The sequence below is a fragment of the Pseudomonas sp. AK106 genome, from assembly GCF_053903055.1.
Map to the genome: position 1 here is coordinate 4,565,968 of NZ_CP096426.1, position 23,684 is coordinate 4,589,651.

General features: G+C 59.2%; 17 protein-coding genes and 1 pseudogene. 11 read left to right on the plus strand and 7 right to left on the minus strand.

Going from position 1 to position 23,684, the window contains the following annotated elements:
* Positions 1-304 precede the first annotated feature (304 nt).
* The 3 genes from cra (at position 305) to M1E04_RS20190 (ending at position 2,628) form a co-directional block, all read left to right on the plus strand.
* Positions 305-1,300 carry a catabolite repressor/activator gene (gene cra / locus M1E04_RS20180; protein ID WP_456291924.1) on the plus strand — a complete coding sequence of 332 codons (996 nt, stop codon included), beginning with the start codon at positions 305-307 and terminating at the stop codon, positions 1,298-1,300.
* 5 nt (positions 1,301-1,305) lie between these two features.
* A complete protein-coding gene (locus M1E04_RS20185; RefSeq protein ID WP_456291925.1) occupies positions 1,306-2,085 on the plus strand; it encodes a TatD family hydrolase in 780 nt (259 codons plus the stop codon).
* A 93-nt stretch (positions 2,086-2,178) separates the two neighbouring features.
* Complete coding sequence (locus tag M1E04_RS20190; RefSeq protein ID WP_192132396.1) at positions 2,179-2,628, plus strand: low affinity iron permease family protein; 450 nt, start codon at positions 2,179-2,181, stop codon at positions 2,626-2,628.
* 73 nt (positions 2,629-2,701) lie between these two features.
* Here the strand turns inward: M1E04_RS20190 and garD are convergent, their stop codons facing one another.
* The 3 genes from garD to kdgD all read right to left on the minus strand — a co-directional run bounded on the left by garD (position 2,702) and on the right by kdgD (position 6,726).
* Positions 2,702-4,255, minus strand: coding sequence for a galactarate dehydratase (garD, locus tag M1E04_RS20195; RefSeq protein ID WP_192132398.1), 1,554 nt, complete (start codon positions 4,253-4,255; stop codon positions 2,702-2,704).
* A 12-nt stretch (positions 4,256-4,267) separates the two neighbouring features.
* On the minus strand, positions 4,268-5,638 hold the full coding sequence (locus tag M1E04_RS20200; protein WP_192132400.1) for an MFS transporter: 1,371 nt from the start codon (positions 5,636-5,638) through the stop codon (positions 4,268-4,270).
* A 176-nt stretch (positions 5,639-5,814) separates the two neighbouring features.
* Positions 5,815-6,726 (minus strand): 5-dehydro-4-deoxyglucarate dehydratase, encoded by a 912-nt coding sequence (kdgD, locus tag M1E04_RS20205; protein ID WP_192132402.1) that lies wholly within the window; start codon positions 6,724-6,726, stop codon positions 5,815-5,817.
* Between the two features lie 540 nt (positions 6,727-7,266).
* Between kdgD and M1E04_RS20210 the strand changes: the two genes are divergently transcribed.
* Together M1E04_RS20210 and M1E04_RS20215 are read left to right on the plus strand one after the other, a co-directional pair.
* Complete coding sequence (locus M1E04_RS20210) at positions 7,267-7,767, plus strand: Hcp family type VI secretion system effector (RefSeq protein ID WP_456291926.1); 501 nt, start codon at positions 7,267-7,269, stop codon at positions 7,765-7,767.
* A gap of 26 nt (positions 7,768-7,793) precedes the next feature.
* Positions 7,794-8,324 (plus strand): annotated as a pseudogene (locus M1E04_RS20215) (DUF2778 domain-containing protein).
* 361 nt (positions 8,325-8,685) lie between these two features.
* Here the strand turns inward: M1E04_RS20215 and M1E04_RS20220 are convergent.
* From M1E04_RS20220 to M1E04_RS20235, 4 genes are all read right to left on the minus strand, one after another.
* A complete protein-coding gene (locus tag M1E04_RS20220) occupies positions 8,686-9,435 on the minus strand; it encodes a FadR/GntR family transcriptional regulator (RefSeq protein WP_456293218.1) in 750 nt (249 codons plus the stop codon).
* 120 nt (positions 9,436-9,555) lie between these two features.
* On the minus strand, positions 9,556-11,292 hold the full coding sequence (locus M1E04_RS20225; protein WP_369318834.1) for an ABC transporter ATP-binding protein/permease: 1,737 nt from the start codon (positions 11,290-11,292) through the stop codon (positions 9,556-9,558).
* Positions 11,293-11,392: 100 nt separating this feature from the next.
* Positions 11,393-11,953: a response regulator transcription factor gene (locus M1E04_RS20230; RefSeq protein ID WP_065990162.1), complete on the minus strand. Its 561-nt coding sequence runs from the start codon at positions 11,951-11,953 to the stop codon at positions 11,393-11,395.
* Positions 11,950-13,206 (minus strand): ATP-binding protein, encoded by a 1,257-nt coding sequence (locus M1E04_RS20235; protein WP_346625629.1) that lies wholly within the window; start codon positions 13,204-13,206, stop codon positions 11,950-11,952. Before M1E04_RS20235 ends, M1E04_RS20230 begins: the two co-directional genes overlap by 4 nt.
* Positions 13,207-13,413: 207 nt before the next feature.
* On the opposite strand from M1E04_RS20235, the gene M1E04_RS20240 reads away from it, so the two are divergent.
* The 6 genes from M1E04_RS20240 to M1E04_RS20265 all read left to right on the plus strand — a co-directional run bounded on the left by M1E04_RS20240 (position 13,414) and on the right by M1E04_RS20265 (position 23,663).
* Positions 13,414-14,130: an SIMPL domain-containing protein gene (locus tag M1E04_RS20240; protein ID WP_192132412.1), complete on the plus strand. Its 717-nt coding sequence runs from the start codon at positions 13,414-13,416 to the stop codon at positions 14,128-14,130.
* Positions 14,131-14,380: 250 nt separating this feature from the next.
* Positions 14,381-16,549, plus strand: coding sequence for an HET-C-related protein (locus M1E04_RS20245; protein ID WP_456291927.1), 2,169 nt, complete (start codon positions 14,381-14,383; stop codon positions 16,547-16,549).
* Between the two features lie 112 nt (positions 16,550-16,661).
* On the plus strand, positions 16,662-18,260 hold the full coding sequence (locus tag M1E04_RS20250) for an ABC transporter substrate-binding protein (RefSeq protein ID WP_456291928.1): 1,599 nt from the start codon (positions 16,662-16,664) through the stop codon (positions 18,258-18,260).
* A 283-nt stretch (positions 18,261-18,543) separates the two neighbouring features.
* Positions 18,544-20,172 (plus strand): ABC transporter substrate-binding protein, encoded by a 1,629-nt coding sequence (locus tag M1E04_RS20255; RefSeq protein WP_065990175.1) that lies wholly within the window; start codon positions 18,544-18,546, stop codon positions 20,170-20,172.
* Between the two features lie 351 nt (positions 20,173-20,523).
* Complete coding sequence (locus tag M1E04_RS20260) at positions 20,524-22,125, plus strand: ABC transporter substrate-binding protein (protein ID WP_065990177.1); 1,602 nt, start codon at positions 20,524-20,526, stop codon at positions 22,123-22,125.
* A 158-nt stretch (positions 22,126-22,283) separates the two neighbouring features.
* Complete coding sequence (locus M1E04_RS20265; protein ID WP_065990179.1) at positions 22,284-23,663, plus strand: OprD family porin; 1,380 nt, start codon at positions 22,284-22,286, stop codon at positions 23,661-23,663.
* Positions 23,664-23,684 lie beyond the last annotated feature (21 nt).

The window sequence follows — 23,684 nt, forward strand, 5'->3', positions numbered from 1 at the left end:
CCGGTCGTACACACCGATGACTGACGGTTTGCGAATATTGAATGCGGCATTCAGAGGTCCGATTGGGCAAAAAGTGCCATAAACAGGCCTGCTGAATCGTTTAATCTGAAGTGCCGCGCACGTTACTTGATAATTCCGGCGGTTTGAAGCTCATCCGGTCGAATCGTGTAGGAAACATCCCGTGCAGGTCACAAGCTTCCTACAAGGCGACGGTCTGCTGTCATGATGGCTGTTAATCGGTGAAAATCCCTGCCACGGTAGTTCAGCTCCCACTTTTGCTTCTCATCACGAAAGGATGCCCGGCTTGAAACTCAGTGATATTGCGCGTCTGGCCGGTGTTTCTGTGACCACGGCCAGCTACGTGATCAACGGAAAGGCCGAACAGCAACGCATCAGCAGTGCAACGGTCGAGCGCGTGCGCGCGGTGGTCGACGCCCATGGCTTCAGGCCCAACCCGCAGGCGGCCGGGCTGCGCAGCCGGCATACCCGCACACTGGGCTTCATCCTGCCGGACCTGGAAAACCCCAGCTACGCGCGCATCGCCAAGCAACTGGAACAGGGCGCTCGCGCGCGCGGCTACCAATTGCTGATCGCCAGTTCAGACGACGATCCCATCAGCGAGTTGCAGTTGTTGCAGCTGTTTCGTGCGAGACGCTGCGATGCGCTGTTCGTCGCCAGTTGCCTGCCGGCCAGCGATGACAGCTATCGCGCGCTGCAGCAGCAAGGAACGCCAGTCATCGCCATCGACCGGGAGATGGACCCGGCACACTTCTGCTCGGTGGTCAGCGACGACCACGACGCCAGCCAGCAACTGACCCGCAGCCTGCTGGAGATAAAACCCCGACACATCGCCTTGCTTGGCGCGCAGCCCGAGCTGAGCGTCAGTAAGGCGCGGGACAAGGGCTTCGAAGACGCGCTGGAGGGTTTCGAAGGCTCGGTCATCAGCGAGCACGGCGACGCGTTCAGCCGTGACTGCGGCCTGCAACTGGCCAGCGATATGTTCGATCGGCTGGGTTATTTCCCGGACGCGCTGATCACGACGTCCTACGTCCTGCTGCAAGGGGTGTTCGACCTGCTGCACCAGCGGCGCCTGAACCCGGACCAACTTCACCTGGGCACGTTCGGTGACACGCAACTGCTGGATTTCCTGCCGTTACCGGTCAATGCCATGGCCCAACAGCACCACTTGATCGCCGAAAAAGCCCTGGCCCTGGCCCTGTCGGCCATTGAGCAGGACCAGTACGAACCGGGCGTGCATGCCATTGTGCGGACGTTCAAGCAGCGGATTCACGAGGCGTAAGCAACGTGCGACTGATCGACACCCATACACACCTGGATTTCGACGATTTCGATGCCGACCGCAACGACGTACTCGCCAACAGCCGGCAGCTGGGTGTGGAGCGCCTCGTGGTGTTGGGCGTGTATCAGCGCAATCTGCAGCGAGTGTGGGATCTGGCGCTCAGTGAGCCGTCGGTGTACGCCGCGCTGGGCTTGCACCCGGTGTTCCTTGAAGAGCATCAGCCCGAGCATGTGCAGCAACTGCGCGACTGGCTGACGCGTCTGGCCGGGCATCCCAAACTGTGCGCCGTGGGCGAGATCGGTCTGGATTACTACATCGAATCCCTGGACCGCCCGCCACAACAGACCTTGCTCGACCAGCAATTGCAGATGGCAACGGACTTCAACCTCCCCGCCCTGCTCCACGTGCGCCGCAGCCATGCCGACACCCTCGCCGCGCTCAAGCGTTTCAGGCTCAAGCGCTGCGGTATCGTTCACGCCTTCGCCGGCAGCCGCGAAGAAGCGCGGGAATACATCAAGCTGGGTTACAAGCTGGGGCTGGGCGGTGCGGCGACGTGGCCGCAGGCCTTGCGCATGCATCGGGTGATCGCCGAGTTGCCGCTGGACAGCGTCGTGCTGGAAACCGACTCGCCGGACATGGCCCCGGCCATGTTTCCAGGCATGCGCAACAGCCCCGAGCATCTCCCCGACATTTGCGCCGCCATCGCCGAACTGATGAAAATCCCTGCCGACACGCTGGCCGCAGCGAGCACCGCCAACGCGTGCGAAGTGTTCGGCTGGGTCTGAAGTCTGTCGCCGATTTCATGTTGTAAGAAGAAATTTCAAAGACGCAGCGTGGTCCCTTGGGTACCTCTCTAGGCTCACAAAGGAAACCCGTTAATGAAATTCTCGAAGTTCGCGCAGGCCTTGTCGCGATGGTCCGGCAGCCCACGAACCTTCCTGGTGGCGATCGCGCTGATTTGCGTGTGGGCCGCGACCGGGCCGCTCTTCCACTACAACGACACCTGGCAACTGATCATCAACACGTCCACGACGATCATCACCTTCCTGATGGTTTTCCTGATCCAGAACACCCAGAACCGCGATACCGATGAGTTGCATATCAAAATCGACGAACTGCTGCGCGTGACCAAAGATGCACAGAACGCCGTGCTGAGCCTGGATAATCTCAACCAGAAGGAACTGCACGCGCTGCGCAAGAAGTACAAGGCGATGGGCAAAGGCATTGAGTTTGATCACGCCGAGGCGTTTCCGGAGCCTGAGCCTGAGCCGGGTGAGGAGGCCGGTACACCCGCTAAATCTTCAGCGGCTGCAGTGACTTCTTCGTGAGCACGCTCACTCCCACATGAACCGTGATCCAGCCGGGCTCAGATGCCCGGCTGGTAAAGGGCTGAATTCCGGCTCAGGTAATCGGCGCCGGGTTGAACAGGGTGATGTCGTTGTGCAGACGATACTTCTCGGTCCAGGTCGTCTTCTTGCCACTGGCCACGTCCAGATAGAAGTGAAACAGCTCCCAACCCAGATCCTCGATGCTTGCACGCCCGGTCGCAATGCGCCCGGCATCGATGTCGATCAGGTCCGGCCAGCGCTGGGCCAGCTCGGTACGGGTCGACACTTTCACCACCGGTGACATCGCCAGACCGTACGGCGTGCCGCGCCCGGTGGTGAACACGTGCAGGTTCATCCCGGCCGCCAGTTGCAACGTCCCACAGACAAAATCGCTCGCCGGCGTTGCGCAGAAGATCAGGCCTTTGCGCGTCACCCGTTCGCCAGGGCCAAGCACCCCGTTGATCGCGCTGCTGCCGGATTTGACGATGGACCCCAGCGACTTCTCGACGATGTTCGACAACCCGCCCTTCTTGTTCCCCGGCGTGGTGTTGGCGCTGCGGTCCGCTTCGCCCTTGGCCAGATAACGGTCGTACCAATCCATTTCACGAACCAGGCCTTCAGCGACTTCCATGTTTTCCGCACGGGAGGTCAGCAGGTAGATCGCGTCACGCACCTCGGTCACTTCCGAGAACATTACGGTCGCACCTGCGCGCAGCAGCAGGTCCGAGGCATAACCCAGTGCCGGGTTGGCGGTGATGCCGGAAAACGCATCGCTGCCGCCGCACTGCATGCCCAGAATCAATTCCGACGCCGGCACGGTTTCGCGACGACGCTGGTCGAGCTTCTTCAAGCGGGTCTCGGCCAATTCCATGATCTGCTCGATCATTTCGTTGAAGCCGTGTTTGGAATCCTGCAAGCGATACAGCCACGGCTCGCTCAGATCGACCGAGGCGTCGTCACTGTGCATGACCTGATCGGCCTGCAACTTCTCGCAGCCCAGGCTGATCACCAGCGCCTCGCCACCCAGGTTCGGGTTACGCGCCAGGTTGCGCACGGTGCGGATCGGGATGTACGCGTCCTTGGCGGTGATGGCGACGCCGCAGCCGTAGCTGTGGGTCAGCGCCACCACGTCATCGACGTTCGGGTATTTGGGCAGCAGTTCTTCGCGGATGCGCTTGACGGCGAAATCCAGAACGCCGGTGACGCACTGCACCGTAGTGGTAATGCCCAGGATATTGCGCGTGCCGACGGTGCCGTCGGCGTTGCGATAGCCCTCGAAGGTGAAGCCTTCCAGCGGCTCACCGCGGACCGGCACGGCATCGGACATCGGCAGGCTGTCCAGCGCTGGCGCCGACGGCATGCGCAGCTGATCTTCCCTGACCCAACTGCCCTTCGGGATCGGCTGCAGCGCATAGCCGATGGTGTGGCCGTAACGAATGATCGGCTCCCCTTCGGCGATGTCCACGGTGTTCACCTTGTGGCTCTGCGGCACATTGTCGACGGTCACCAGACCGTTATCGAATTCAGTCCCCGCCGGGACGCCCTGGTCATTGACCACGACGACGACGTTATCAAGCGCATGCAGGCGAATGTAACGCGGCGAGTCGGCATGTTGGATCAAGTTCATCACGGTTTTTCCTCAGAGTTTCGCTTGAGAAAGCTCGGCTTCACTGGCCGGCAAGGCACCCTTCTTTGGGGTTTCCTTGAGTTCTACACGTTTGATTTCACCGACGATGAAGATGTAGCTGATCACTGCCACCAGCGCGTTGGCGCCGACGAACACCAGGGCCCATTTGAACGAACCGGTGGTGCTGATGATGTAGCCGATGACGATCGGGGTGGTGATGGAGGCGATGTTACCGAACATGTTGAACAGACCGCCGCTCAAACCGGCGATTTGTTTCGGCGACGCGTCGGACATGACCGCCCAGCCCAGTGCGCCCACGCCCTTGCCGAAGAAGGCCAGTGCCATGAAGCCCACGACGACCCATTCGACATCGACGTAGTTGCAGGTCACGATCGAGGTCGACAGCAGCAGGCCACCGATGATCGGCGCCTTGCGTGCGAAGGTCAGCGAATGGCCTTTGCGCAGCAGGTAGTCGGAGATGATCCCGCCCAGTACGCCGCCGATGAAGCCGCAGATGGCCGGCAGCGATGCAATGAAGCCCGCCTTGAGAATGGTCATGCCCCGTTCTTGAACCAGGTACACCGGGAACCAGGTCAGGAAGAAGTAGGTGATGCCGTTGATGCAATATTGAGCCAGGTAAATGCCCAGCATCATGCGGTTGGTCAGCAACTGACGCACGTAGTCCCATTTGGGACCGCTGGCGGAGCCTTTACCCTTGTCCTGATCCATGTCGACCATGCCGCCGTTGTTGGCGATGTGATCGAACTCTTCCTTGTTGATTTTCGGGTGGTTGCGCGGGCTGTGGATAACTTTCAGCCAGATCAGCGAGAACAGGATGCCGATACTGCCCATCACGATGAACACATGCTGCCAGCCGAAGGTATAGACGATCCAGCCCATGATCGGGGCGAACAGCACGGTGGCGAAGTATTGCGCCGAGTTGAAGATGGCCGAGGCCGTGCCGCGTTCAGACGTCGGGAACCAGGCCGCCACGATACGGGCGTTGCCGGGGAACGACGGTGCTTCGGCGAGGCCCACCATGAAGCGCAGGGCGAACAGCAGGAAGATGGCGGTCGAGAGACCGAATTCACCCACGTAGCCTTGCAGCACGGTGAACAGCGACCAGGTGAAGATGCTCATTGCGTAGACTTTCTTGGAGCCGTAACGGTCCAGAAGCCAGCCGCCCGGGATCTGGCCACCGACGTAGGCCCAACCAAATGCGGAGAAGATGAAACCGAGGGTGACGGCGTCGATGCCGAGGCTTTTTTGCAGGCTGGAGCCCGCGATGGCGATGGTTGCACGGTCGGCATAGTTGATCGTGGTCACCAGGAACAGCATGAGCAAGATCAAATAGCGGACGTGCGTCGGCTTGGTTTTCAGCATGTTCGAAACTCCCACTAATTATTTTTTTGTGCGGGTAAACGATCTTATGTGCGTGTGCTGCTCGCCCCTGCCCCTAAAACAGATGCGATCTGAAGCGGTACTGCCAGGTATCCGTTAGCGAAGCCCCGAGGGCAAAAAACCGCTGATCGCTCAGCGGTTTTGCGGCATCCGGGCGGTTACTGCTTGCCCTGCTTGTCCATCAGAGCAGCCAGCAAGTCCACTTCCTCGGAAGTCAGGTCAGTCAGCGGCGCACGGACCGGACCTGCGTCGTAACCGGCAAGCCTGGCGCCCGCTTTGACGATGCTTACGGCATAGCCGTGTTTGCGGTTGCGGATGTCCAGGTAGGGCAGGAAGAAATCGTCGATCAGCTTGCCGACGGTCTCGTGATCGTCTTTGGCGATGGCGCGGTAGAAGTCCATGGCCATTTTCGGCAGGAAGTTGAACACCGCCGACGAGTAAACCGGCACGCCCAGCGCCTTGTAGGCGGCGGCATAGACTTCTGCGGTGGGCAGACCACCCAGGTACGAGAAGCGGTCGCCCAGACGACGGCGGATCGAAACCATCAGCTCGATATCACCCAGGCCGTCTTTGTAGCCGATCAGGTTAGGGCAGCGCTCGGCCAGCTGTTCCAGCAGTGCAGGCGTCAGGCGGCAGACGTTACGGTTGTAGACGACAACGCCGATCTTGACCGATTTGCAGACCGCTTCAACGTGGAGGGCAACGCCGTCCTGGCTGGCTTCGGTCAGGTAGTGAGGCAACAGCAGCAGGCCTTTGGCACCCAGACGCTCGGCTTCTTGAGCCATCTGAATCGCCTGGCGGGTCGGACCACCGACGCCAGCCAGAATCGGCACTGTGGTTTCGCAGGTGTCGACGGCAGTCTTGATGATTTCGGAATATTCGTCGCCGGTCAGGGAGAAGAACTCACCTGTACCGCCCGCTGCGAAAAGCGCGGAGGCGCCGTAAGGAGCGAGCCATTCCAGACGCTTGATGTAGCCAGCGCGGTGGAAGTCGCCTTGGGCATTGAAATCGGTAACCGGGAAGGAAAGCAGACCGTGAGAGAGGATGGACTTCAGTTCTTGTGGATTCATTATTCGAACACCCTGGGGAGCTATTTTTGTGGATGAAGCACCAGTCCTGCGCTGATGTCGTAAGTCATCGTACAACTGGGAGGGTGATCACTCAATAGCGTTTTGAAATATTTATGCCGGGTGAGGATGAGTGGTGCGTGGCTGCTCTCGCAAGTGGTAACGGTACCTGATTATCAGATGCCGCAGCCGCCCCAAGGGCTGCGCTAAATGGCGCTATTTGTAGGAGTGAGCTTGCTCGCGACCTGGCGCGAAGCGGCAGCATCCTTTTGAAGGCGGCATGTCGGAACGAACTGCAGCTTCAGCTTTACGACTGCTGCGCAGCCGATCGCGAGCAAGCTCACTCCTACGGCCTCCGGCCAGAATCAAGCGCTTTCACCGCCCTCTCGGATTATTCCGTAGTCCAGTGATCCAAACGTTGTAGTCCTTCTCTGAAACTGCTCGCGCACCTGCCTGGAAAACCTTCTGCGGGGCGCGGCACGTCGCTAAAGTCATTGCGGTTCAAATTCAAATTCTTAATCACCGCGAACCGCAAGGAACGAAATGGCAATTGATGCATTTTTAAAAATGGCTGACATCCCGGGTGAGTCACTGGATGCCCAGTTCAAAGACTGGATTGAGATGGAAGACTTTGATGTCGGCGCCAGCCAGTCAGCCTCCGCAACCACGACGAGCTCGGGTGGGGCCAGCAGTGGCCGCGCGAAAATGAGTGATTTGTACTTCCGAAAAGCTGTCGATAAAGCAACACCTAAGCTGCACGAAGCCTGCTGCAGTGGCAGGCACTTCAAAGAAGTGACGATCGCGTTAAATCGGGCGGGCAACGACAAGATCAAATACCTGGAAATAAAGCTTGAGGAAGTGATTGTTTCTTCAGTTTCGCTGAGTGGCAACGGCAGCAAAGAAACCGGTTTCCCCACCGAAACAGTCCGCCTGAATTACGCACGGATCAAGATGACCTACATACAGCAGAAGCGCTCCGATGGATCAGGCGGCGGCCAGATAGTCGGGGGCTGGGATGGTGTTGCGAACAAGGTATACGCGTAAGGCAAACTCGCAGGAGGATGACTGGCATGGCTGGTAAAAATGAGCGGAACCCGAATATTGCTTACTGCACCTATGTGCTTAACGGCGAGCCGCTGAGCGAGTTGACGTGTGAGGGTAGAAGTTACGAAGCGTTTTCCGGAGATGTTGCGACGTACGTTAATAATGCACGCTATCAGGATGTGGTTAAGGAGGGGCCTTTGCCCCTCGGTAGGTAATACATATTAGACCGAGAATCTGGTGGCATGCTGGGCTGGATCAGACAACCAGTTAAAGACGTATTTGCAGGAACTGACAGGAGCGAGTGGATCAGCCTTTACCGAGACGACGGCCAAGTGGACGACCAGACGACTATCAACAACATTCAGCGAAGTGCGTTCCGGATTCATCCGGTTGGACCACAGGGAATTAGCCAGGGCTGCGTGACAATGACATCGAAGCTGGCATTCGATGAGCTACGTCGATCCTTGAGAAATATGCCAGGGGAAATCTTGCCTAGCACTGGAATCAAATACTTCGGAGTGTTGGATGTGCTGGAAAACTCTCAGGGGGCCAAATGATTAGAGTGCTGGCGATATTCCTGCAAATCGTCTTCATACTTACGCTTTCAATATTACTCGAACGCTGGGTGATGATTGGCGGACCGATGTAATGGATACTTCACACTGAAACCGGGATGAATGCTTATGTATGGCTACTAACGCTCTTCAATTTGGAGGGTCTGGAAGACGGGGAAGACATGCTCATTCTCTTGACGCTCAGCTTGACGCTCATGGTTTCAACGCTGACATGCTTAGCCCTCACCAAAGCCTTGCGAAAACGGAGACGCGCACCGATCGATCAAAACGTCGAATAACCCAGCCATAACCTTGTTCGATCAAGGGCACCGCAGCAACGCGATCCCCTATCAATCAGTCCACCTCACGCCCGCTGCGACTCAGCCTCTTCATGAGCATGGCGCAGGCGTTCGCGGCTGTTGGTCAGGTGCAGTCGCATGGCGGCGCGGGCGGCGTCGGAGTCCTGGCGCGCAATGGCGTCGTAGATTTCCTCGTGCTCGCGGCTCAGGCGGCTCATGTAGTGCTGGTTGTCGTCGTGGGCGAGGCGCGCGGAGTTCAGGCGGGTGCGGGGGATGATGCTCGTGCCCAGGTGATTCATGATGTCGGTGAAGTAGCGGTTGCCGGTCGACAGGGCGATTGCCATGTGGAACTGGAAATCGGCGCCGACCGCATCGCTGGCATGGGCCGCGCTTTCGCTGAGTGCGTCGAGGGCGGCGCGCATGTCGGCCAGTTGTTCGGCGGAGCGGCGTTGAGCGGCAAGGCCGGCCGACTCGACTTCAAGGCTGATGCGCAGCTCAAGAATCGCCAGGACATCGCGCAAGGTCACGATAGTCGCCGGATCGATACGGAAACCACTCGGGCTAGGCGTGTCGAGGACAAAGGTGCCGATGCCGTGCCGGGTTTCCACCAGCCCGGACGCCTGCAGCCGCGAGATGGCTTCGCGTACGACGGTACGGCTGACGCCCTGCTCTTCCATGATGGCGGACTCGGTGGGCAACTTATCGCCGCGCTTGAGTCCGCCACTACGGATGCGCTCGGAGAGTTCGGTAACCAACTCCTGCGCGAGACTGCGGTGCTTTCGGCGGGCGCGAGGCGGAGCGCTCTGATTTTCCATATCCAACATGCATCTCTAAATACGCTGAACGCTGATGATAGCTCACCGGGTTGTGTGATCACACAACAACCCCGGCGAGGCGCCTTGTTTACGACACTTTATCGCTTCAGCACTCTACGCTCAAAATGCCGTTTCGGTGAGCGGCTGCTCATGCAACTGACCGCCGTCGATGCGCACGTGCCGACGATGGAAGCGCTTGAGGCTGCTGCGATGGCCGATGCTGAGCAAGGTCACGCCCGGCAACTCGTCCAGCAACGCCTGATACAACGCAGCTTCATCCTCCTCGTCCATCGCTGAGGTGGCTTCGTCCAGGTACAACCAGTCCGGCGCGAACAAAAGGGCGCGGGCGAACGCGACGCGTTGTTGCTCGCCCGGCGACAGCATGCGCTGCCAGTGCTCGGTCTCGTCCAGTCGAGAGATCAGATGACCGAGGCGGCACGTTTCCAGCACTTCAGCAAAGCGCTCGGCGGGATAGACTTCGGGCGCCTGGGGATAACTCAGCGCCTCCCGCAGCGTGCCAATCGGCAGATACGGTTTTTGCGGCAGGAAGAACGCACGTTTTGCCGGCAATTTCACGGCACCGTGGCCTTCTTTCCACAACCCGCCCATCGCCCGCAGCAGTGTGCTTTTACCGCTCCCGGAGCGGCCGCTGAGCATGACCTTCTCGCCTGCGGCAATGCTGATGTTTGCGTTGTTCAGCAACTGGCGACCGCCGGCGAGGGACAGCGCGAGGCCTTCGAGCTGCAAGGCATCGCCCTCGTGACTGACCTTGATGGCCGGCACGCGCGCTTCGTTTTCGTCCATGGCCTGACGGAAACTGAGCAGACGATCGCAGGTGGCGCGCCACGACGCCAGTTGGGTGTACGCGTCGATGAACCAGCTGAAGTTCTCCTGCACATTGCCGAACGCCGAGTTGATCTGCATCAGCTCGCCCAGTTCGATCTTGCCGGCGAAGTAACGCGGCGCGGCCACGACAAAGGCGAAAACGATGGCGATCTGCGAGTAACCGGCGGTGAAGAACGTCAGGCGCTTCTGCACCTTCATAATCGTCCAGAAGTTGCTCCAGACCATGCCGAAACGCGCGCTCAGGCGCTGGTTCTCGTTGGCCTCGCCATCGGACAGGGCGATGCTTTCGGCGTTCTCGCGAACGCGCACCAGCGAAAAACGCATGTCGGCTTCGTATCGCTGTTGCTGGTTGCTCAGCACGATCAGGCGTTTGCCGATCAGGTGAGTCAACAAGCTGCCCACCGCTGCATAAATAAGTGCGGCCCAGAACATGTAGCCGGGAATGGTGATGCCGAACAGCTCGATGCTGCCGGACACGCCCCACAGAATCACCGAGAACGACACCAGACTGACGACGGTGCGCAGCAGGCCCAGGCTCAGGCTGAGGGTGTCGGAGGTAAAGTTGTTGAGGTCTTCGGACAGACGCTGGTCAGGGTTATCGGTGTAACCGCCCTGCTCCAGCCGGTAGTAATTCTTGTGCGCGAGCCACTTGGCGAAATGCTGTTCGGTCAGCCAGCGACGCCAGCGGATGGTGAGCATCTGGGTCAAATACAAGCGATACACGGCACCGAGGATGGCGATGGCCGCAATGCCGCAGAAATACAGAATCAGGTGCGTGAAGGCCCCCAGATCCTTGTTCTGCAGCGCGTTGTAGAAGTCGCGGTACCAGCTGTTGACCAGCACTGAAATGAAGACACTGAACAGCGACAGCACGATCACTGCGATGAGCAGCACCCAGGCCATGCCTTTTTCTTCACTGCGCCAGTAAGGCGTGACCAGCTTCCAGACCCGGGAAAAGAAACTCCCGTTTACAGCGTCATTGACCCTGGATTCGTCTACATCAAAATTCATGGCAAAAAGCTCGGCAGCGGGCAGTTATAGGCGTTGGCGCCAATGTGCCAGACGCCACAGACGATCTTCCATGAATAAATGTTTAAGAAACTGTCCGTGCTTAACGACGGACCGGGCGCTTCTGCAACTTGCGCTGCAAGGTGCGTCGGTGCATGCCCAGCGCACGGGCGGTGGCGGAGATATTGCCTTCGTGCTCGGTCAACACGCGCTGAATGTGCTCCCACTGCAAGCGGTCCACCGACATCGGATTTTCCGGCACCAGGGTGTCCAGATCGGCGTGTTCGGAGAGCAGCGCTGCCAGCACGTCATCGGCATCGGCGGGTTTGCACAGGTAGTTGCAGGCGCCGCGCTTGATCGCTTCGACTGCCGTGGCGATGCTCGAATAACCGGTCAGGATCAGCACGCGCATTTCCGGGTCCAGTTCCAGCAGCTTGGGCAACAGCACCAGCCCCGAGTCGCCTTCCATTTTCAGGTCGACGGCGGCGTAGTCCGGAATGTCCTGCTGCGCGAGGGCCAGGCCCTCGTCAGCGGAACCGGCGGTGCTCACGCGGAAGCCACGGCGCGCCATGGCCCGCGCCATCACGCGGGTGAAGGTGGCATCGTCGTCCACCAGCAGCAGGTGCGGCAGTTCTTCGCCTTCAACCTGGATTTCGTCAGTCATGCTTCATCTCCTCGTGCGTCACGGGGCAGGCGCAGCTCGGTCAGCGTGCCGCCTTCCTCGTGAGGATAGAGTTTCACCGAGCCGCCCGCGCGGGTCACGCTGGCCTTACTCAAGAACAGGCCAAGGCCGAAGCCTTTGCCCTTGGTGGTAAAAAAGGGTTTGCCGATCTGCTCGGCGATGGCCAGCGGTACACCGGCGCCATGATCGCGGATGCTGATGCGAATCTCGGTGGCGGTCCAGTCCAGATTCACCTCGAGCCCTTCGGCGCAAGCATCGGCGGCATTGTTGAGCAGGTTCAGCAGCGCCTGGGTCAGATCCGGCGGCGGCGCCAGCATCGGCACGTCGCCCTGCCCCAGGCGTTGAAAGCGGTAGGTGGCTTCCGGGCGCATGAGGTGCCAGCGGTTCAGCGCCTGATCGAGCCAGTGCGTGACGGTCTGTTCTTGGACCGAAAGCCGACGATTCGCTTCGGCGGCGCGAACCAGTTGCTGCAACGTCTCTTTGCACAGTTTGACCTGATCCTGCAGCACCGAGAGGTCTTCCTGCAGCGCGGGGTCCTTGTGGTCCTGCTGCATTTCCTTGAGCAGCACGCTCATGGTCGCCAGCGGTGTGCCCAGCTCATGGGCGGCGCCAGCGGCTTCGGTCGCCACCGCCAGCAGTTGCTGGTCGCGCGCGCCTTCTTCCCGGCGCAAGGCACGCATGTGTTCCTGACGGCGCAGCTCTTCGGCCATGCGCGCGGCGAAGAAGGTGATCACCCCGGCCGCCAGCGCAAAGCTCAGCCACATGCCGTAGATCTGCATGTTCTCGCGGGCCACGAAGGCATCCAGCGGGAAAAACTTGGCCAGCATCAGGGTGTACAGCGCGAGTGCGATACCCGACAGGATCAGCGAGTAACGCCACGGCAACGTCACCGCGGCGATGGTCAGCGGCACCAGATAATAAGAAACGAAGGGGTTGGTCGAGCCGCCGGAGAAGTACAGCAGCGCGCTGTGGATAAACAGGTCAAACGCCAATTGCACCGCGTATTCGAGCTCGGTCACCGGCCACGAGGTGCGCAGGCGGATGGCCGTCAGCAGGCAGACGATCGCCGAAAAACCCAGGGTGATGTCCAGCTGCAGCCAGGGCAGCGGCAGCAGATCGAACAGGTAGGCGAACCCCACCGAGCCGGCCTGCGCACCCAGCACCAGAATACGGATGAAGGTCAGGCGCCAGAGGTTCTGACGGGTAGCGGAAAGCAGTTGCAAGGGGGCGAGCATGAGCTCTCCTGATGAGCGCTCCAGGCGAATCGGAGCGAGTATAACCAATGCGACAACAGTTGCCGTCAAAGTGCGTCAAAGCGCCACATTCATTTGACGCCTATCAGACGGCGCAGGAACAAGCCTACGGGTTCACAGTCTCATGGGCATCCGTCCGCCAAGGGCTTGCCACACGCCTCGGGACGGTTCGCCAAACAAGGAGTTTTTATGTTCAGCCTTCGCCCCACTGCCACATTGTTCACCCTCGGCGCACTCGCGCTGGCCAGCACCCCTGCCCTCGCCGACGACGTTCACTACAACCAGGTTTCGGTCCGTGCCGAGGTCAGCCAGGAAGTGCAGCGCGACCTGATGACCGTCACGCTGTACACCGAAGCGCAGAACACCGATCCCGCCAAACTGGCGGCCGGCGTTACTGAAACCCTGAACAAGGCCCTGGGCGAAGCGCGTCAGGTCAAGGACATCAACATTCGTCAGGGCAGCCGCAACAGCTACCCGGTCTACGACGACAAAGGCCAGAAGATCACCGGCTGGCGTGAGCATGCGGAAATTCGCCTGGAAAGCGCCGACTTTGCCGCCCTGTCGAAGTTGACCGGCGACTTGCTGGGCGGCGACATGAAGATGGGCGGCATGGACTTCTCGATTTCCAACCCCGCGCGCAAGACCAGCGAGGACGCGCTGCTCAAGGACGCCGTCACCGCCTTCCGCGCCCGCGCAAAACTGGTGACCGACGCACTGGGCGGCACCGGCTACAAGCTGGTCAACCTGAACCTCAACACCTCCGGTTTCCCGCAGCCGTACCTGCGCGCGCCGGTCATGATGATGAAGGCCGCGCGTGCCGACGCCGCGCCAACGCCGGATGTCGAAGCCGGCACCAGCCAGGTCAGCGTCGCAGCAGACGGTGTCATCGAAGTCGCTATCCCTTGATGCACGCGGCGGCAGCCGGTGGCTGCCGCTCTTTCCCTCGCCCGCTCCCACTTTTTCCGGCCACTCCGTGGCCCCTTCCCCATCAGCGCGCCCCCTGTCTCCTACGCCTCAGGGCGATTCGACCGATTTCCACGCTGGCCGGAATACATAGAATTGTCCCCGGCAACACTCACCCTCAACACGCACCTAAGGCCGCCTGATCCACAGGGCACGGCCGTGCACAGCTAATGATTCAAGGAAGAATCCGATCATGCCTTTTCAAGCTCAACCCGTCATTCCGGTCGACATGACCACCTGCACGTTACGCAGCACGTTCGCGCTGGACCTGCTGACCCAAGTGGCCGAAAAACTCGCGCCAGATTCTTTCGCCCTGGAGATGAGCAACGTCTTCGGCAACGACATCCCGCCTCACCGCTACACGAATCTGCAGGACAAGCTGCTGGCGGGTGAAATACACCACCCTGGGGTCCTCCTCTCCCGGGATCTGGGCTTCGAAGCGGACTACGACAACCGCGAGCGGGTCATCCGCGTCGATTGGGCTTTCTTCGCTCGCACGACCGCCAACCCGCAGCACTACTGGTGGTTGTTGACGGCACTGCTCCACGAATTCGGTCACCACATCGACAACGTCCTGCGCCGGGAACTGACCGATGAGCACGCGCCAGTGGCAACCGATGCGCCGTTCGAAGAGGGTCATCTATTTACTTTGTGGTTGACCGAAACAGCCTCCCCGTCGCGAGACGACATGACCTTCGCCACGTATGCCGAAGAGGCCTCCACCGAGCGTCAATACGCGATTTCCTGGAAGCAAGCCTGCGAAGCCATTCGCGACTATCTGGCCTCGACCGATCTGCGCTTCGAGCCATCGCACGCCCATTCTGATCGTGAGGCGTTCGAAGCGGGCACTGACACCAAAGGCAGCACTCACCAGACGATCGAATGGGTGCTGCAGGACTTCAAGCTCAGCCGAATGGAAATCGACGCCGTTTATTTCGGCAACTGGTTACGGGATTACTCTCAGGTTGTTGATCCCAAGATCACCCGCGCGGCGGACATCCCGGGCGAATTCCCGGCGACGCTGTCGCGCGACGCCTGGACCCGTCTGGTCGACGTGCTGGCGGCGAAAAAATTCATCGACCTGCGGATGCGCTACCCGAACGAAATGAAGGTCACGCCGGAGAAGCTGGGTGTCTATCGGCCGACGGAGCACATCGACAATCCGTTGGTCATCGATCCGCCGTTCCCGGACCCGAAAGTGCGTGATCCGGACTTTGAAGCCTGGGTGCTGCCCGGCGACCCATCCCTGGGTGCCGAGCTCGCCACGTCGATGAAGCGCTACATCGGTAATGCGGTCGGCTACATGGAACAGGAGCTGCGGCTGGCCATGAAACACGGCCGTTCCCTCGACGGCCTGCGCAGTTTCGGCGCCGCACTGCATGTGGTCGAAGACTTGTTCGCCCATTCGAACTTCGTGGAGCTGAGCCTGATCAAGGCCGGGCATGTCAGGGTTCTGCCGTGGACAACGCCTGTTCACGTCAAATGGAATCTGCCCCTGGTCACAGGCACGTTCGGGGCCACCGACGTGGTCGCCAGTCTGGCAGGCCCCCTGGGCAAGATCCTCTTCTCCACCGAAGAGCTGCAGTTTGAAATCTCCCAGCCGGGTTATCGCTCGGACCGGGACAAAGTGATGCTGATACTGCTGAGCGAACATCCCGAACAGGCTTACTTCACTGCATTCAACGCGCTGCTCACGGCCAGGGACGGCATGGTGACGCTCGCTCAGGCGGTCGGTGTGGATACGCTCAGGCTCTACCGCTGGCTGCTCAACACCCCGGCAGCCATTTTGATCAACGCTTACAACAGCGCGGCGCAAGGCGTTCTGACCTGGATCGGCAACAGCGTCGACGATGCACAAACGCTGCTGGGCAGCGATCCAAACGAAGATCCAGACATCGAGCCCACCCACTCACAACTCTCCAAGGATCACGCTGAACACCCGCTTCACGATCTGGCGGCGCTGCTTGCCACCGAAGCCGTGCGCAGGGTCGCCCGGTCCATGGTCGATTACTGGGAGGGCAAACCTGGCGCAGACCCGGTCGCTGTGGCATCGGCCTTCTTTTGCCACCCGGCCGACAGCGAGTGGCAATACCCGATCGTCAACGCATGGGCGGCCAGCAATCCGGCGGAAGTGGCGCGCAGTGAATCAAAGAGTGAGCTGGACAGAACCCAGCAGTTGGCGATCGACGAGCTCCGCGCCATTCAGAACACGCCCATCAAGGACAGTCAGAACTACCTGAATGAGGTGCTAAACACCAAGCTGCCAGCGCCGTCACGCCTTCAGCGGTATCTGGAGGAAGGGTTCATGAAGCTGGCGTCCGAAACCACGTGGTGGAAAGACCTGCAACAAATCATCAAGTAATAAGCTTATGAATTTCCGAGGCTTGTTGCCCGAGTGAGCCGTGCGGCATTCTTGGCTGTCTATCATCCTGTCGATGAATTCAGGCATGAGTGCCGCACTTAATGAGGTTCACATGGACACATCCTTCAAACCCCTGCTCCTGGCAGCGGCCATGGCACTTTGCGTTCCTTCGGTCCAGGCGGCCAGCACCCTCGTGTATTGCTCGGAAGCCAGCCCTGCCGGTTTCGATCCCAGCCAGTACACCAGCGGCACCGAGTTCGATGCGTCAGCAGAGACCGTCTTCAATCGCCTGACCCAGTTCAAGCGCGGCGGCACAGACGTCGAGCCTGGCCTGGCAACCCAATGGGACGTGTCCGACGACGGCTTGACCTACACCTTTCACTTGCGGCCTGGCGTGAAATTCCACACCACGGACTATTTCAAACCGACCCGCGACTTCAACGCCGATGACGTGCTGTTCACCTTCAACCGCCTGCTGAACCCGGATGACCCGTTCCGCAAGGCGTACCCGTCCGAGTCGCCGTACTTCACTGACATGGGCATGAACACCACCATCAAGCAGGTCGAAAAGGTCGACGATCAGACCGTCCGCTTCAAGCTGAACAACATCGATGCCGCGTTCATCCAGAATCTGGCAATGAGCTTCGCCTCGATTCAATCGGCTGAATATGCGGCACAACTGATCAAGCAGGGCAAGGCTGGCGACATCAACCTGAAGCCGATCGGTACAGGGCCGTTCGTGTTCAAGCGCTATCAGAAAGACGCGCAGATCCGTTACGTCGGCAACACGGAATACTGGAAGCCGGAGGACGTGAAGCTCGACAACCTGATCTTCTCGATCAATACCGACGCCGCCACCCGCCTGCAGAAACTCAAGACCGGCGAATGCCAGATCAGCGGGTATCCGCGCCCGCAGGACATCGAAGAGGCGCAGAAGGACCCGAACCTCAAGGTGCTGAGCCAGGCCGGTTTCAACCTGGGCTTTCTGGCGTACAACGTGACCCATCCCCCGCTCGATCAGCTGAAGGTGCGTCAGGCGCTGGACATGGCCATCGACAAGCGGGCCATCATCAAGGCGGTGTACCAGGGCGCCGGGCAGTTGGCACAGAACGCTCTGCCACCGGCGCAGTGGAGCTTTGATCCGAACATCAAGGACGCGCCCCACGATCCGACAAAAGCGAAGCAGCTGCTCAAGGAGGCGGGCGTTGCACCGGGCACGCAGATCAACCTGTGGGCGATGACCGTGCAGCGCGCGTCCAACCCGAACGCGCGCATGTCGGCGCAGATGATTCAGTCGGACTGGGCGAAGATCGGCATCAAGACCAACATCGTCAGCTATGAATGGGGCGAGTACATCAAGCGCGCCAAGGCGGGCGAGCATGACGTGATGATCTACGGCTGGACCGGTGACAATGGCGATCCCGACAACTGGCTCGGCGTGCTGTACAGCTGTGGCGCGGTGAAGGGCAGCAACTACGCCAAATGGTGCAACCCCAGCTACGACAAACTGGTGACCCAGGCCAAGCTGACCAGCAACCGCGATGAGCGCATCAAGCTGTACCAGCAGGCGCAGAACATCCTGAAAAAGGACGTGCCGATCACCCCGATCGCCAATTCCAAAGTGTTTCAGCCGATGCGCAACGAGGTTCAGGATTTCAAACTCAGCCCGTTTGGCCTGACCCCCTTCTACGGCGTCAGCCTGACCAAATAATCAGGACAAACCAACAGCGAAGTGACACTTGATGACCGAAGCGGGTGCAATCGCCACGTTGCGATGCACCCTTTTGGTGCTGCAAAGATATCGATATGCGACACGCAAACGTTCAAGAGCGTCAGAAATTACACTTATGCGACATTCGTGTACGTTCGTGCCACTGTTTGTCACCTCGCTGGCGCCAACATCTTGCTTTGGGTATGGCGCCTGCATAAGTATCCGTGGGACAGGCTCAAAAGGCCGTACCCTCAATCAAAAAATGACAACAACTGAGGCCACCATGCTCAAAAAAGCGGTCATTCCGTTTCTTCTCGGCGCAGGTTTGATCGCCAGCGCTCCCTTCGCCCATGCAGCATCGAGTCTGGTGTTCTGCTCCGAAGGCAGCCCTGCTGGTTTCGATCCAGGTCAATACACCACCGGTACCGACTTCGATGCTTCGGCCGAGACCGTTTTCAACCGTTTGAGCCAGTTCGAACGTGGCGGCACCGCTGTCATTCCAGGCCTCGCCACCAGCTGGGACGTTGCCCCGGATGGCCTGACCTACACCTTCCACCTGCGTGAAGGTGTGAAATTCCACACCACGCCGTACTTCAAACCGACGCGTACCTTCAATGCCGATGACGTGCTGTTCACGTTCAACCGCATGATCAACAAGGACGACCCGTTCCGTAAGGCGTACCCGACCGAATTCCCGTACTTCACCGACATGGCGATGGACACCAACATCACCAAGATCGAGAAGGTCGACGATCACACCGTCAAAATGACCCTCGGCACCGTCGACGCTGCGTTCATCCAGAACCTGGCGATGAGCTTCGCCTCCATTCAGTCCGCTGAATACGCCGCGCAGTTGCTCAAACAAGGCAAACCGGAAGACATCAACCAGAAGCCGATCGGCACTGGCCCGTTCGTGTTCAAGAGCTACCAGAAAGACTCCAACATCCGCTTCACCGGGAACAAGGACTACTGGAAGCCTGAAGACGTCAAAGTCGACAACCTGATTTTCGCCATCACCACTGACGCCTCGGTTCGTGCGCAGAAGCTGAAGAAAGGCGAATGCCAGATCACCGCCTACCCACGTCCGGCTGACCTCGCTCCGCTGAAGGCTGACCCCGCGCTGAAGATGCCTGATCAGGCCGGCTTCAACCTGGGCTACATCGCCTACAACGTGATGCCGAAGATCAAGGGCGAAGACAAGCCGAACCCGCTGGCTGACCTGAAAGTACGTCAGGCGCTGGACATGGCCGTCGACAAGAAAGCGATCATTGACGCGGTGTATCAGGGCGCAGGCCAACTGGCCACCAACGCCATGCCGCCGACCCAATGGTCCTACGACACCACGATCAAAGATGCACCGTTTGATGTCGCCAAGGCCAAGGACCTGCTCAAGCAGGCGGGCGTGAAGGAAGGCACCGAAATCACCCTCTGGGCGATGCCGGTTCAGCGTCCTTACAACCCGAACGCCAAGCTGATGGCCGAGATGCTCCAGAACGACTGGAAGAAGATCGGCATCAACGCCAAGATCGTGTCCTACGAGTGGGGCGAGTACATCAAGCGCGCCAAGGCCGGCGAAAACGGCGCCATGCTGATTGGCTGGAGCGGCGACAACGGTGACCCGGACAACTGGCTGGGTACTCTGTTTGGCTGTGACGCCCTCAACGGCAACAACTTCGCCAAATGGTGTGACAAGCCGTTCGATACCTTGATCCATCAGGCCAAGGAAACCACCGATCAGGCCAAACGCACCGAGCTGTACAAGCAGGCTCAACATCTGCTCAAAGATGCCGTGCCTATGACCCCCATTGCCCACTCGACTGTTTATCAGCCGATGCGCAAGGAAGTTCAGGACTTCAAGATCAGCCCGTTCGGTCTGAACTCGTTCTACGGCGTCAGCGTCAGCGGCAAGTAATACGTCCAGATGACCACTCGGTCGCGTTGCCCCAGGGCGACGCGATCGCGTTGTTATGTGCTCGATCGTTAAATGAAATTGACTATCGTTAGATGCGTAGCGATTGGCGGTTAGCGCCTATCCGACAGCCCCTGCCTACTTACGATAAGCACTTTTCCTACAAACTTTGAAGCACGCGTAACTATGGACTGTGGGGCGCCAGAGACATACCTTCTGACAAGCCGCAAATACAGTCCGTTGTCTATCTTGAACAGTGAGATGTATCAGGTGTTGACTCTCCATTTGCGCAAACGATTGCCATGGATTGCGCAGGCATTGCCATTTAATGCGCCTCTCACGATAAGGAATATCATGCGTCCAACTATCGTTATGCCGTCACTTATTGCCGCTGGCCTCCTGGCTATGACGCCCGTTGTTCAGGCCGCCAGCAAAAGCCTGGTCTTCTGTTCGGAAGGCAGCCCGGCCGGGTTTGATATCGGTCAGTACACCTCGGGCACTGACAATGATGCCGCTGAGCCGATCTACAACCGGTTAGCCGAGTTCGCACGCGGTGAGACCACCGTGGTACCTGCTCTCGCAACGAGCTGGGACATCTCCCCTGACAACCTGACCTACACGTTCCATCTGCGCGAAGGGGTCAAGTTCCACAGCAACAAACTCTTCACGCCCACGCGCGATTTCAATGCCGACGACGTGCTGTTCACCTTCAATCGCATGCTGCACAAGGACCATCCATTCCGCGTGGCCTATCCGACGGAGTTCCCGTTCTTCACCAGCATGGGCCTGGACAAAAACATCAAGTCGGTGGAAAAGACCGACCCGATGACCGTGGTGTTCACGCTCAACAACGTTGATGCGGCATTCATCCAGAATGTTTCGATGAACTTTGCGTCCATTCTGTCTGCTGAATACGCTGACAAACTGATGGCTTCGGGTGATGTGCGCGACATTAACCAGGCGCCCATTGGCACCGGCCCGTTTGTGTTTCAGCGCTATCAAAAAGATTCGCAAATTCGCTACGTGAAAAACAAACAGTTTTGGGACCCGAGTCGGGTCAAGATTGATCAGTTGATCTTTGCGATCAATACAGATGCGTCGGTGCGGGTTCAAAAACTCAAAAAGAACGAGTGTCAGGTCACTTTGAATCCACGCCCGGCGGACGTTGAATCGATCAAAGAGGACAAGAACCTGAGGGTCATCGAAAAGCCTGGGTTCAACCTCGGATACATTACCTACAACGTCCGCCATGCCCCGCTGGACAACTTGCAGGTTCGCCAGGCGCTGGACATGGCGGTGGATAAGAAAGCGATCATCGAGGCGGTGTACCAGGGCGCCGGGCAACTGGCCCAGAACGCCATGCCACCGACCCAGTGGTCCTACGACGACACGGTCAAGGACGCGCCCTACAACCCGGAAAAAGCCCGCGAGTTGCTGCGCGCCGCCGGCGTCAAGGAAGGCACCGAACTGACCCTCTGGGCGATGCCGGTCCAGCGCCCTTACAACCCCAACGCCAAGCTGATGGCACAGATGCTCCAGGCCGACTGGGCCAAGGTGGGCATCAAGGCGACCATCGTCAGTTACGAGTGGGGCGAATACCTCAAGCGCAGCAAGAACGGCGAGCATGACATTTCGCTGATCGGCTGGACCGGCGACAACGGCGATCCGGACAACTGGATGGGCACGCTCTACAGCTGCGCGTCCATCGGCGGCAATAATTACTCGATGTGGTGCGACGAGAAATACGACGCCCTGGTCAAGGCCGCCGTCTCGAACACCAACAAAGACCAGCGGATCGCGCTGTACAAACAAGCTCAGCATTACCTGAAAGAACAGGTGCCCATTACGCCGATTGCCCACTCGACGGTGATTCAGCCGATGCGCAAGGAAGTGCAAGGTTTCCTGGTGAGCCCGTTCAACCGCAACAACTTCTCGGGCGTCAGCATCGCCGACTGATTCAAAAACATGCCTGGGGGCGCAACCACGCCCTTTGGCATTGCTTTATCCGCGTTTCGCCGGATAGGCAAGAAAATGGCCCATGGGGCCGCACCACCGAGCGGGCTACACCATAAAAAGCCCGCCTCTAAAAAAGCAGCAATCGGGAGCTTCAGAACGTGAAAAAAGCCAGCACCGCTGTATTCGCCTTATCCGTCCTCGCCATCAGCGTCGCGGCCCAGGCAGAGCCGACCAGTCAGGAATTCGTTCCGACCACACTGGCCACCACCAACCTCCAGGGCGAAGCAAAGGGCTTTCTGGAAGACTCGAAACTGACCGGTTCGACCAAGAACTGGTACGCCAACGAACTGCTGCGCCGTGGCGGCGAGTTCCGCCGCAGCGAGAACGGCGTTGTGGTCGACAGTGACCCGCGCCGGATCAACTGGGTTCAGGGCACCATCGTTGATTACAGCTCGGGCTTCACCCAGGGCACTGTCGGCTTCGCCACGCAAATGGCGGTCTACAACGCCGTCGCGCTGGACCGTGACAAAGACGACCTGATGGGCGGCGCCAACCGTACGCTGACCGAAAACAATGGTGACCCTGTTGGGCAGTGGAGCAAGTTGGGCCTGGGCAATATCAAGGCGCGCGTCTCCAACACGACCCTGACCGCCGGCCGTCAGTCGATGAACACCCCGGTGCTGGCTTACATCGGCAACCGTGCGCTGCCTTCGAGCTTCGAAGGGGTGAGCGTGCTGAGTGAAGAGTTCAACAACATCTCGATCCAGGCCGGCAGCTTCGACCGCGTATCGCCACGCACCGAGCAGAGCCTGACCAAGTTCCGTTCCGAGTACACCAACAACACCGCCACCGCCGATCGCGTTGACATGGCGGGCGTTGATTACAAACCCTTCAAAAGCCTGACCACCAGCTTCTACGCGTCCAACGTCGAAGACTTCTGGCATCAGTACTACTTCGCCTTCACCCACGAACTGGGTGACCCCGATGTACTGGGCCTGAGCACCAACCTGAACTACTACAAGACCAAGGATTCCGGTCAGAAGAAGATGGGCGAGATCGACAACGACACGTACAGCCTGTCGTTGACCGCCACTCACAAGGCGCACAGTTTCAGCGTCGCGTACCAGGAAGTCGAAGGCGACACCTACTTCGACTACGTCCACGACACCAACGCGATCTTCCTGGCCAACTCCCTGCTGTCGGACTTCAACGGCCCGAACGAGAAGTCGGTGCAGCTGAGCTACCTGCTGAACATGGCTGACTACGGCGTGCCGGGTCTGAAATTCAACATCTATCAAGCGCGCGGTTTCGACATCGACGGCACCCATTACAAAGGCACCGCTTACGATGTCCGCGGCATGGACGGCGAAAATCACTACGAATACGGTGTCGGCTCGTCGTACACCCTGCAGTCCGGCCCGCTGAAGGCCTCCACGATGCGTGCGACCTACACCACTCACCGCGCGAGCGCCAACCAGGCCGACGGCAACATCAACGAATTCCGTCTGGTGACCACCATTCCATTCAACATTATGTAATCAGCACGATCGATCGGGCCT